Below are 12,032 nucleotides of genomic sequence, written 5' to 3'. Positions count from 1 at the left end.
CTAGTCTTGATGGATTGGATTCAGCGGAACAGCAGGTTCAGCGCGATCACCAGGCCGCCCAAGCCCAGCGCCACGCCGCCCATGGCCACCGCGGTCATCAGGCGCAGGCGGCGGTCCAGCCGGGCGGCTTCCTTGCGCAGTGCGTCGATGGTGATGGCATGTTGCTCGGCCAGCAGCTTGACGGCCTCGGCCTGCTGCACGGCAGCGGCTTCCAGCTCGGCGATACGGGCGGCGGGATCACGCGTGTCGGCCACTGCGCCTTCCGGCGTTCCATCCTTGCGCTTGTTCTTCTTCAGTTTCTCGATGGTCTTGTTGGCCTGCTCGAGAATGGTGGGCAGCAGGGAGAGCACGGTACTGACGGTGGTGGGATCCAGGGCCATGAGTCGCTTGCGGAGGGAAGGCATGTTCAGCCTGGCCAGGCGGGGTGACAACGGAAATACTGCCCCGGGGGGCGGGCCCCGGAGCGGCGCAGCCGTTGCGGGCTGCGCCAGGCGCGCTCAGTCGCCGCGCAGCAGGTCGTTCAGGCTGGTCTTGGCGCGGGTCTGCGCGTCGACCTTCTTCACGATCACGGCGCAGTACAGGCTGTACTTGCCATCCTTGGACGGCAGGTTGCCCGCCACCACCACCGAGCCCGCCGGCACGCGGCCATAGTGGATCTCGCCAGTTTCGCGGTCATAGATCTTGGTCGACTGGCCCAGGTACACGCCCATCGAGATCACCGAGTTCTCTTCGACGATCACGCCTTCAACCACTTCCGAGCGCGCACCGATAAAGCAGTTGTCTTCGATGATGACCGGGTTGGCCTGCAGCGGCTCCAGCACGCCGCCGATGCCCACGCCGCCCGACAGGTGGACGTTCTTGCCGATCTGCGCGCACGAACCGACGGTGGCCCAGGTGTCGACCATGGTGCCTTCATCGACGTAGGCGCCGATATTGACGTACGACGGCATCAGCACCGCGTTCTTGGCGATGAACGAACCGCGGCGGGCCACGGCAGGTGGCACCACGCGGAAGCCGGCCTTGGCGAAGTCGTCGGCGCTCCAGTTGGCGAACTTGGTCGGCACCTTGTCGTAGAACTGGGCAAAGCCGCCGGCGCTCATCGGCGCGTTGTCTTCCAGGCGGAACGACAGCAGCACGGCTTTCTTGACCCACTGGTTGACGATCCAGTCCTTGCCTTGCTTCTCGGCCACGCGCAGCGCGCCGGAATCCAGCTGGCTGATGACATTGGCGACGGCCTCGCGGATGTCGTTGGGGGCGGACTTGGGCGACAGGCTGGTGCGGTCTTCCCAGGCCTGGTCGATCAGGGCTTGCAGAGCTTGCGTCATATGCGTTTCTTCAGTGGTTATCGGATAAAGGCGCAGCGGTCAGGCTGCGCCGCGGTCATGGGTTGGCGCTCAGCCGAGCGCGCGGCAGAATTCCACGATCCGGCGCGCACCTTCCAGGCATTCCTCGGGCGTGGCCACCAGGGCCATGCGCACGCGGTTGGCGCCGGGGTTGATGCCGTCGGCTTCGCGCGCCAGGTAGCTGCCGGGCAGCACGGTCACGTTCTGCTCGGCCAGCAGGCGCGCGGCGAATTCGGTATCGGTGAGGCCGGTGCGCGAGACATCGGCCCACAGGTAGAAGCCGGCATCGGGCAGCGCCACGTCCAGCACCTCGGCCAGCATCGGCGTCACTTCGCTGAACTTGCGCACGTAGGCGGCGCGGTTCTCGCGCACATGCGATTCGTCGTTCCAGGCGGCGATGCTTGCGCTCTGCACCGCGGGGTTCATGGCGCCGCCGTGATAGGTACGGTATAGCAGGAATTTCTTCAGCAGCGCGGCATCGCCGGCGACGAAGCCCGAGCGCAGGCCCGGCACGTTGGAGCGCTTGGACAGGCTCGAGAACATCACCAGCCGGTCAAGGCCGCGGCCCAGCTTGTGCGCGGCTTCCAGCGCTCCCAGCGGGGCGCGGCCTTCGTCGAAATAGATCTCGGAGTAGCACTCGTCCGAGGCGATCACAAAGCCGTAGCGGTCCGACAGCGCAAACAGCTGCTTCCAGTCTTCCAGCGACAGCACCGCACCAGTCGGGTTGCCGGGCGTGGACACGAACAGCAGTTGCACCTTCTGCCAGACATCGTCGGCAATGCGGTCGAAGGCCGGGGCGAAGTTGCGCGCCGGGTCGCTGTTGGCGAACACTGGGGTGGCGCCGGCCAGCAGCGCCGCGCCTTCGTAGATCTGGTAGAACGGGTTGGGGCACAGCACCAGCGCGCCCGGACGGGTGCCGTCGACCACGGTCTGGGCAAAGGCGAACAGCGCCTCGCGCGAGCCGGTCACCGGCAGCACTTCAGTGGCGGCGTTGACCTTGGGCAGGCCGTAGCGGCGTTCCAGCCAGCTGGCGATGCACTGCCGTAGTGCATCGGAACCTGCCGTTGTGGGATAATTCGCCAGCCCCGCGAGCGACTCTGCCAGCGCTTGCTTGATGAACTCAGGCGTCGGATGCTTGGGTTCACCGATGCCAAAGCTGATGGCCGGCTTGTCGGCAGGCTTTACCTGCGCAAAGAGCACCCGCAGTTTCTCGAACGGGTAGGGCTGGAGCAGGTCGAGGCGCGGATTCACAGTGTCAGTCGGGGCCGGTTAAAACGACGCATTATAGAGGAACGGCGCGGGTTTCCGTGCGCCGGCCCGGCCCGCACGGCCGGCCGCGAGCACGGATGGCGGGCATCACGCCCTGGTGATGCCGCCGGCGCCGTCCGGACGCTGCCTGCTGTCACCGGCCGGCGGCCCGGCTCGCCTCATACGGATTCCCTTTATGAGCACAAATACTGTTGCGGCGCAGCATGCGCCGGCCGACCGCCATGCGGTCAAGGCATCGCTTTCCATCCTGATCGGCGCCTCGGTCTGGGGCATCGCCTGGTTCCCGTACCGCGTGCTGGCGGGCTGGGGCCTGGGCGGCATGCACGCCGCGGCGCTGGTCAGCTCGGTCGCGGCGGTGCTGTCGCTGCTGGTCTTCCGCCGGCACCTGGCCGGCCTGCGCCCGCACTGGCTGTTCGTCGCGATCGGGCTGGCGGCGGGCGTGACCAACGCCGGCTTCGTCTGGGGCAGCGTCAACGGCCATGTGATGCGTGTGCTGCTGCTGTTCTACCTGACCCCGGTCTGGACCGCGCTGTTTGCCCGGCTGTTCCTGGGCGAGCGGCTGTCGGCGGCAGGGCTGGCGCTGGTGGCGCTGGCCCTGTTCGGCGCCGGGCTGATGCTGTGGACACCCGAGGTCGGCGTGCCGCTGCCAGGCTCCGCCGCGGAATGGTCGGGCCTGATCGGAGGCATGGGCTTTGCCGTCAACAATGTGCTGTCGCGCCGCGCCGGCCAGCTCTTCCCGGATATGGACGCACGCGTGCGCACGGTCGTGGTCTACCTGGGCTGCACGGTGGTGGGCGTGCCGGCCGCGCTGCTGCTGGATGGCCCGTCGGTGACCATGGTCCAGGGCGCGCAGGTGAGCGTGGGCATGCTGATGCTGGGCCTGGCGGCGGTGCTGGTGGTCAGCAACTCGGTGGTGCAATACGGGCTGCAGCGGCTGCCGGCCAACCGCGTGTCGCTGCTGATGCTGTTCGAGATCGTGATCGCGGCGGTATCGGCGTGGTGGCTGGCGACCGAGGTGCTGAGCTGGAAGGAAGCGGCCGGCGGCCTGTGCATCGTGGCGGCCGGGGCCTTGTCGGGGCTGGTGCACCGCAGCCGCGCGCCGGCGCCGGCCGCAGCAGGTGCCGAGGCAGTGGCATGTAACTGAGCCCGGTGCGCGGGTCAGTGCAGCATGACCCGCGACACCACTGCCACCAGCGGCGCCCGCACTGCGCGCTCCACGCCGCGGTGCAGGTGCAGCGGCCGCAGCAGCATCTTCACGGTCATTTCGATGGGGATGTTGCGCCGGATCACGCCGGACACGCGCGCATTGAGCGCGCGCACCTCGGTTTCGGACACGGCCTCTACGCCGCGCTCCATGCGCAACACATTGCGCAACGCGATCGCGGCGTCCTCGTTCTTGATCTCCAGCAGCCGGCGCGCCAGCGCGCCCAGCACGCGCAGCCGGCCCAGCCGCTCGGATGCCGCAAAGCGGTTGAAGTACTGGTAGAAGTGCTTGTAGTGCCGCACCTCGTCGTTGGAGATGCGCCGCGTCAGGTCGCGCAGCACCGGTTCGTCGCTGGCCTGTTCCAGCGCGCGGTAATAGGCGGCGGTGCCGGTTTCCACCACGCAGCGGGCCGCCATTTCCAGGCCCTCGGTCGGTTCGAACTGGTCGATCGAGCAGGTCTTGCTGTACTCGTCGAAGAAGCGCGCATAGCCGCGCTCCCAGTCGAATTCCGGCCAGACATGCTCGACATAGCGCCGCAGCGCCAGCCCGTGCTGCAGTTCCTCGGCCTCCCAGTGCTCGGCAAGCCAGTCGGCCGCATCGGGCACACGGGCGTAATAGGTGGCAAGGTTGCCGGCATAGGTGTCGGACCCGCTCTCGATGAACGAGGCTGACACCAGCAGGTAGAACAGGTCGCGGTCGCCGCGTACGCGTTCCACGTCGATCGCCTGGTAGTTGATGTCGCTGACAGACCACGGCCGTGCGGCCGCTGACGGTTCACTCATGCTCTGTCCTCCTGGTTGGCCAAGGGCTGCGAGGGGCGTTCATGGGTGCGCGGCCCGGAGGGCATCCGAGGTCACGCCGACAGATCAGAGACTAGCATTTACCCTAATAAGTTTCCCAACGGTTGGCCGGCACGGATGGCTGACAGCGCCTGCGGCGCCTGTCAAAGTGCATGCGGAATCGCTTGTAAGGGGCGGAATAGCAAGGGAAATCGGCAATGGGATATGACGCCGGGGCGACTGCCAAACGGGCCGGCGAAGGCATCTGCGATGGTATGATTAGCCCCAATTCTCGGGCCCGAGGGGTATTTTGAGGTGCTGGCGTCACGCCGCGCCGGCTCCCGCGCAGCCCGGCTTTCTGAACAGTGCAATAGCCCCGATACCAGGCCGACCCCGGTTCCTATACCGGAGTGGCCGATACCACACGAGAAACCGTGCGACTATCCTCGATCAAGCTGGCGGGCTTCAAGTCATTTGTCGATCCCACCAATTTTCAAGTGCCCGGCCAACTGGTCGGCATCGTAGGTCCCAACGGCTGCGGCAAATCGAACATCATCGATGCGGTGCGCTGGGTGCTTGGTGAGTCACGTGCGTCAGAGCTGCGTGGCGAATCCATGCAGGACGTCATCTTCAACGGCTCCACCGCGCGCAAGCAGGCTGGCCGGGCGAGTGTCGAACTGGTGTTCGATAATGCCGAGGGCCGCGCTGCCGGCCAGTGGAGCCAGTACGCCGAAGTCGCGGTCAAGCGCGTGCTGACCCGCGACGGCACTTCGTCCTACTACATCAACAACCAGCCGGTGCGCCGGCGCGACATCCAGGACATCTTCCTGGGCACGGGCCTGGGCCCGCGCGCCTACGCCATCATCGGGCAGGGCATGATCTCGCGCATCATCGAGGCCAAGCCCGATGACATGCGCATCTTCCTGGAAGAGGCCGCGGGCGTGTCCAAGTACAAGGAACGCCGCCGCGAGACCGAAAACCGCCTGTCTGACACGCGCGAGAACCTGACCCGCGTCGAAGACATCCTGCGCGAACTCGGCAGCAACCTCGAAAAACTGGAAAGCCAGGCCGAGGTGGCGCAGCGCTTCAAGACGCTGCACGCCGACGGCGAAGAAAAGCAGCACCTGCTGTGGCTGCTGCGCAAGCGCGAGGCCCAGCAAGAGCAGGAACGCCACCAGCGCGCTATCGAGCAGGCCCAGATCGATCTGGAAGCGCAGACTGCGCAGTTGCGCCATGTCGAAGCCGAGCTCGAAACCATGCGCGCCGCGCATTACGGGGCGTCCGATGGCATGCACGCCGCGCAGGGCGCGCTGTATGAGGCCAATGCCGAAGTCAGCAAGCTCGAAGCCGAGATCCGCTACGTGGTGGAATCGCGCAATCGCGTGCAGGCCCAGATCGCCGCGCTGACCGGGCAGCGCGAGCAGTGGCAGGGCAAGGCCGAACAGGCCACCGACGAGCTGGCGCAGGCCGAAGAAAACCTGGCCGTGGCCGAAGGCCGCACGGTCGAGGCGCAGGAAGCTGTCGCCCACAAGAACGACGAACTGCCGACGCTGGAAGCGCAATGGCGCGACGCGCAGCAGCTGCTCAACGAGCAGCGCGCCGGCATCATGCAGGCCGAGCAGGCCCTGAAGCTCGAAGCCGCGCAGCAGCGCAGCGCCGACCAGATGTTGCAGCAACTGGAACAGCGCCGCGAACGCCTGTCGGCGGAAGAAAAGGGCCTGGACCGCCCCGACGAGACCCGCCTGGAGCAGGCCCGCGCCGAGCTGGCCGAGCAGGAAGCACTGGTCGAGGAAGCCCAGGCCGTGCTGGCCGACGCGGAAGAGAGCGTGCCGCGCCTGGACGAATCGCGCCGCGCCGCGCAGGCGTGCGTGCACAGCGAAGCCTCCGCCATTGCCACGCTGGAGGCGCGCCTGTCGGCGCTGCGCCAGCTGCAGGAGAACGTGCAGACCGACGGCAAGGTGCAGCCGTGGCTGGCCAAGCATGAGCTGGCCGAGCTGCCGCGCCTGTGGAAGAAGGTCCATATCGAGCCGGGCTGGGAAAACGCGCTCGAATCCGTGCTGCGCGAGAAGCTGGCCGCGCTGGAAGTGTCGAACCTGGACTGGGTCAAGGCCTTCCTGTCCGACGCGCCGCCGGCCAAGCTGGCGTTTTACTCGCCGCCGGCCGCCGCCCGCCCGCTGGAAACGCCTGCCGGCCTGCGCCCGCTGATGTCGCTGGTGCAGATCACCGAGCCGGGCATCCGCGCCGTGATGCAGGACTGGCTGGCCGATATCTATGTCGCCACCGACATGGCGCAGGCGCTGGCTGCGCGCAACACGCTGCCTGACGGTGCGTCGTTCGTCGTGGCCGAGGGCCACCTGGTGGGCCGCAACGCCATCCAGATCTACGCCGCCGATTCCGAGCAGGCCGGCATGCTGGCGCGCGAGCAGGAAATCGAAAACCTGCAGAAGCAGGCGCGCGCGCAGCTGCTGCTGTCCGACGAAGCCAAGACCCAGGCGGTGCGTGCCGAAGCGGCCTACACCCAGGCCAGCCAGGGGCTGGGCGATGCCCGCGCGCGCGCCGAGCAGGCCACCCGCCGCGTGCACGCGTTGCAGATGGACGTGCTCAAGCTGTCTCAGGCGATGGAGCGCTATTCCGCCCGCAGCGGCCAGATCCGCGAGGAACTGGACGAGATCCACGCACAGATCGAAGAGCAGCGCGCCATCCGCGCCGAATCCGAAGCCAGCTTCGAGCAGCACGACGCCGCGCTGGCAGAGATGCAGGCCACCCACGAAGACCAGCAGATGGCCTTCGAGGCGCTGGACAGCAAGCTCTCGGGCGCGCGCCACCAGCTGCGCGACTTCGAGCGCGCCGCGCAGGAAGCCCTCTTTGCCGAGCGCAACCTGGCGAGCCGCATCGACGAGCTGCGCCGCAATATCCAGGTGGCCGCCGACCAGGCCGAACGCATTGCCGAATCCCTGGAAAACGCCCGCGCCGAGCTTGAGACCATCAACGAGCAGACCGCCCATACCGGCCTGCAGGAAGCGCTGGAGCGCCGCGCCGAGAAGGAAGAAAAGCTCACCATCGCGCGCACCGAACTCGATGCGCTGTCGGCACAGCTGCGCCAGCACGACGAGCAGCGCCTGGCCGCCGAGCGCAGCCTGCAGCCGCTGCGCGACCGCATTACCGAGTTGCAGCTCAAGGAACAGGCCGCGCGCCTGAACCAGGAGCAGTTCAGCGAGCAGCTGACCGCGGCCGAGGTGGACGAGGCCGCGCTGGCCGACAAGCTGACCGGCGACCTGAAGCCGTCGTACCTGCAGGGCGAAGTCACGCGCATCAACAACGCCATCAACGCGCTCGGCCCGGTCAACATGGCCGCGCTCGACGAGCTGGCCGCGGCGCGCGAGCGCAAGACCTTTCTCGATGCGCAGTCGGCCGACCTGAACGACGCCATCAACACGCTGGAAGACGCGATCGCCAAGATCGACCAGGAAACCCGCGCGCTGTTGCAGGGCACCTTCGACCAGGTCAACCATCATTTCGGCGAGCTGTTCCCGTCGCTGTTCGGTGGCGGCCAGGCGCGCCTGATCATGACCGGCGAGGAGATCCTCGACGCCGGCGTGCAGGTGATGGCGCAGCCCCCGGGCAAGAAGAACTCGACCATCCACCTGCTGTCGGGCGGCGAGAAGGCGCTGACCGCGATCGCGCTGGTGTTTGCCATGTTCCAGCTCAACCCGGCACCGTTCTGCCTGCTGGACGAGGTGGACGCGCCGCTGGACGACGCCAACACCGAACGCTACGCCAATATGGTGGCGCGCATGTCGGACAAGACTCAATTCGTTTTCATCTCACATAACAAGATTGCCATGGAAATGGCTCATCAACTCATTGGCGTGACCATGCAGGAGCAGGGCGTTTCGCGTATCGTGGCCGTGGATATGGACGCGGCGGTTTCGATGGCGGAGGCAGCATGAAACTGAACATGGACCTGCAGACCGCACTGATCGTCGCGGGCCTGGTTTTCGTGGTACTGGTGTTCGGCTACAACCAGTGGCAGATCCGCAAGGCGCGCCGCCCGCGCGAGCTCAGCCCCGAAGACGACCTGCCGCCGATGCGCGAGCCGGTGGTCGGTCAGAGCACCGCGCCGGAAACCGCCGCGCGCCTGCACGAAGCCGCTGCCGAGCAGGCACCGCGGCGTGAGCCGACGCTTTCCCCGGCGCCGGCCACGGCCGGTGTCGCGGTGGCGACGGGCAACAACCACGCGGCTGCGGCGGCTGCGGCCGCAGCAAGCACCGCGGACGCCGACGATGTCGTCGCCGAGGAAGTGTCCGTCGCGGCCGCCGCGACGCATGCCGAGACCACCGAGGACGAGGCTGAAGCCGAGGCCACTCCGGCCCCGGTACCCCCTCCGGCTCCGGCTCCGGCTCCAGCTCCGGCTCCGGCTCCGGTTGCCGCCGTGCCCGATGGCCAGCCCACGCCGGCCCTGATCGATCCGCTGATCGACTGCATCGTGCCCCTGCACCTGGAGCGCAAGGCCTCCGGTGACCGCATCCTGCCCCTGACCGGCCGGCTGCGCCGCGCCGGCACCAAGCAGGTCCATATCGAGGGCCTGCGCACCGAAGCCAATGCATGGGAGCCGGTCACCGCCGGCCACCAGTACGAAGACCTGCAGGTCGGCGTGCAGCTGGCCAACCGCGGCGGCCCGCTCAACGCGCTGGAGTTCTCGGAATTCATCACCGCGGTAGAGTCGCTGGCCGAGTCGCTCGATGCCTCGGCCGACCTGCCGGACATGAGCGAGACCGTCGCCAATGCGCGCGAGCTGGATGGCTTTGCCGCCGGCTGCGACGTGCAGCTGGGCGTCAACGTGATTTCGGATGGCGCGCCGTGGTCGGCGGCGTACGTGCAGAACGTGGCCACGCAGGACGGGCTGGTGCTGTCGCGCGACGGCACCCGCTTTATCCGCTACCAGGCCAACGCCGAAGGCGTGCAGCGTCCGCTGTTTACGCTGCAGTTCGGCGACACCAACTTCCTGCGCGACGACCTGACCGTCAAGGCCGGCCGCCAGATCACGCTGCTGCTCGACGTGCCGGTGGCCGACCAGGCCGCCAAGCCGTTCAAGACCGTGTGCGAGTACGGCCACACGCTGGCCCAGCGCATGGGCGCGCAACTGGTCGACGACAATATGCGGCCGCTGACCGAGGCCTCGTTCGTCGCGATCTTCAGCCAGCTTGAAACGCTGTACAACAAGCTGGAAGCGCGCGGCATGCCGGCCGGTTCGTTGGTGGCGCAGCGCCTGTTCAGCATCTAGCCGGAGCCTGCCATGACCGCAACACACCGCGGCGCGCAGGCAGATGCCTCCGCGCCCGCCGGCCCCTTGCCGCCCGAAGCTGCCGCCAAGCGCGTGGCCTGGCTGCGCGACGAGCTGGATCGCCACAACTACCAGTACTACGTGCTGGACGCGCCGACCATTCCCGACGCCGAGTACGACGCGCTGTTCAGCGAGTTGCAGGCGCTGGAGCTTGAGCATCCCGAACTGCAGACGCCGGACTCGCCCACCCAGCGCGTGGGCGGCGAGCCGCTGTCGGCCTTCGACTCGGTGCGCCACCGCGTGCCGATGCTGTCGCTCAACAACGGCTTCGCCGCCGACGACGTGCTGAACTTCGACCGCCGCTGCGCGCAGGGCCTGGGCCGCACCGCGCCCGCCGCCGGCGAGCAGGACCTGTTCAGCGCCGCCGACGCGGTCGAGTACGCCTGCGAGCTGAAGTTCGACGGCCTGGCCATGTCGCTGCGCTATGAGGACGGCCGCCTGGTGCAGGCCGCCACCCGCGGCGACGGAGAGACCGGCGAAGATGTCACGGTCAACGTGCGCACCATCAAGGCGATTCCGCTGAAGCTGCGCGGCCAGGCTCCCGCCGTGCTTGAAGTGCGGGGCGAAGTCTTCATGTACCGCGGCGACTTCAACAAGCTCAACGAACGCCAGGCCGAGGCCGGCGAGAAGACCTTCGTCAACCCGCGCAACGCCGCCGCGGGCAGCCTGCGCCAGCTCGATCCGCGCATCACCGCCAAGCGGCCGCTGTCGTTCTTCGCCTACGGCCTGGGCGAGCTGCAGGGCGTGGACCGTCCGCCCACCCACAGCGTGATGCTCGACGGCTTTGCCGCGCTGGGCCTGCCGGTGTGCAAGGACCGCGCGGTGGTGAAGGGCGCGCAGGGCCTGCTGGATTTCTACCGCGATATCGGCCAGCGCCGCGACGCGCTGCCGTATGACATCGACGGTGTGGTCTACAAGGTCAACGCACTGGCCGAGCAGGAGCGCCTGGGCTTTGTCTCGCGCGCGCCGCGCTTTGCGCTGGCGCACAAATTCCCGGCGCAGGAGATGACCACCATCGTCGAGGACATCGAAGTGCAGGTCGGCCGCACCGGCGCGATCACGCCGGTGGCGCGGCTCAAGCCGGTGTTTGTCGGCGGAGTCACGGTGACCAACGCCACGCTGCACAACGAGGACGAGATCCGCCGCAAGGACGTGCATATCGGCGATACCGTGATCGTGCGTCGCGCCGGCGACGTGATCCCGGAAGTGGTCGGCGTGGTGACCGAGCGCCGCCCGGCTGACGCGCGCGCCTTCGTGATGCCGACCGCCTGTCCGGTGTGCGGCTCGCATATCGAGAAGCTCGAGGACGAAGCCATCGCGCGCTGCACCGGCGGCCTGATCTGCGCCGCGCAGCGCAAGCAGGCGCTGCTGCATTTCGCGCAGCGGCGCGCCATGGATATCGAAGGTCTGGGCGACAAGCTGGTCGAGCAACTGGTTGACCAGGGCATCGTGCGCACGCCGGCGGATCTGTTCAAGCTGGGCGTGGCCAAGCTGGCCGCGCTGGAGCGCATGGCCGACAAGTCGGCGGCCAATCTGGTGGTGGCGATCGACGCGTCGCGCGAGACCACCATGAACCGCTTTATCTTCGCGCTGGGCATCCGTCATGTGGGCGAAGCCACCGCCAAGGACCTGGCCCGGCACTTCGGCAAGCTCGATGCGCTGATGGCAGCCGACGAAGCCGCGCTGCTGGAAGTGAACGACGTCGGCCCGGTGGTGGCGCAGTCGATCGCGCACTTCTTTGCCGAGCCGCACAACGTCGAGGTCATCGAACAACTGCGCGCCGCAGGCGTACACTGGGCGGAAAGCGAGCCGGTGGCCAAGGCCCCGGCGCCGCTGTCGGGCAAGACCTTCGTGCTGACCGGCACGCTGCCCACCATGTCGCGCGAGGACGCCAAGGAACTGCTGGAAGCCGCCGGCGCCAAGGTGGCGGGTTCGGTATCGAAGAAGACCGACTACGTGGTCGCGGGCGCCGAGGCAGGCAGCAAGCTCGACAAGGCCGAGGCGCTGGGCGTGCCGGTGCTGGACGAGGCCGGCATGCTGGCGCTGCTGGCAGAGGCCGGCGCCGCGCCGGCACAGGAATAACCGGGGAAACA

The 12,032-nt window shown here is 67.8% G+C and carries 8 protein-coding genes; 4 read left to right on the top strand and 4 right to left on the bottom strand.

The window, feature by feature from the left end:
• Nucleotides 1–20 precede the first annotated feature (20 nt).
• The 3 genes from KB879_RS22420 to dapC all read right to left on the bottom strand — a co-directional run bounded on the left by KB879_RS22420 (nt 21) and on the right by dapC (nt 2,594).
• Nucleotides 21–404, bottom strand: coding sequence for a hypothetical protein (locus KB879_RS22420; protein WP_011615476.1), 384 nt, complete (start codon nt 402–404; stop codon nt 21–23).
• Between the two features lie 93 nt (nt 405–497).
• On the bottom strand, nt 498–1,325 hold the full coding sequence (dapD, locus tag KB879_RS22415; RefSeq protein WP_013956972.1) for a 2,3,4,5-tetrahydropyridine-2,6-dicarboxylate N-succinyltransferase: 828 nt from the start codon (nt 1,323–1,325) through the stop codon (nt 498–500).
• A 69-nt stretch (nt 1,326–1,394) separates the two neighbouring features.
• Nucleotides 1,395–2,594: a succinyldiaminopimelate transaminase gene (gene dapC / locus KB879_RS22410; protein WP_211979787.1), complete on the bottom strand. Its 1,200-nt coding sequence runs from the start codon at nt 2,592–2,594 to the stop codon at nt 1,395–1,397.
• 193 nt (nt 2,595–2,787) lie between these two features.
• Between dapC and KB879_RS22405 the strand changes: the two genes are divergently transcribed.
• On the top strand, nt 2,788–3,756 hold the full coding sequence (locus KB879_RS22405; RefSeq protein ID WP_153954594.1) for a DMT family transporter: 969 nt from the start codon (nt 2,788–2,790) through the stop codon (nt 3,754–3,756).
• A 14-nt stretch (nt 3,757–3,770) separates the two neighbouring features.
• Here KB879_RS22405 and KB879_RS22400 read toward each other — a convergent pair whose 3' ends face one another.
• Nucleotides 3,771–4,598, bottom strand: a complete 828-nt coding sequence (locus tag KB879_RS22400) for a ferritin-like domain-containing protein (RefSeq protein ID WP_013956969.1) — start codon at nt 4,596–4,598, stop codon at nt 3,771–3,773.
• A 431-nt stretch (nt 4,599–5,029) separates the two neighbouring features.
• On the opposite strand from KB879_RS22400, the gene smc reads away from it, so the two are divergent.
• From smc to ligA, 3 genes are read left to right on the top strand one after another with little or no spacing between them, the layout of a single operon-like run.
• A complete protein-coding gene (smc, locus tag KB879_RS22395) occupies nt 5,030–8,545 on the top strand; it encodes a chromosome segregation protein SMC (RefSeq protein ID WP_211979786.1) in 3,516 nt (1,171 codons plus the stop codon).
• On the top strand, nt 8,542–9,879 hold the full coding sequence (locus KB879_RS22390; RefSeq protein WP_211979785.1) for a cell division protein ZipA C-terminal FtsZ-binding domain-containing protein: 1,338 nt from the start codon (nt 8,542–8,544) through the stop codon (nt 9,877–9,879). The genes smc and KB879_RS22390 overlap by 4 nt, the downstream gene beginning before the upstream one ends.
• A 12-nt stretch (nt 9,880–9,891) precedes the next feature.
• Nucleotides 9,892–12,021: an NAD-dependent DNA ligase LigA gene (gene ligA / locus KB879_RS22385; RefSeq protein WP_153954592.1), complete on the top strand. Its 2,130-nt coding sequence runs from the start codon at nt 9,892–9,894 to the stop codon at nt 12,019–12,021.
• Nucleotides 12,022–12,032: the final 11 nt, after the last annotated feature.

The organism is Cupriavidus sp. KK10 (assembly GCF_018223725.1).
GTDB classification, from domain to species: Bacteria; Pseudomonadota; Gammaproteobacteria; order Burkholderiales; family Burkholderiaceae; genus Cupriavidus; species Cupriavidus necator.
This window is presented reverse-complemented; position numbering and strand designations above follow the sequence as displayed.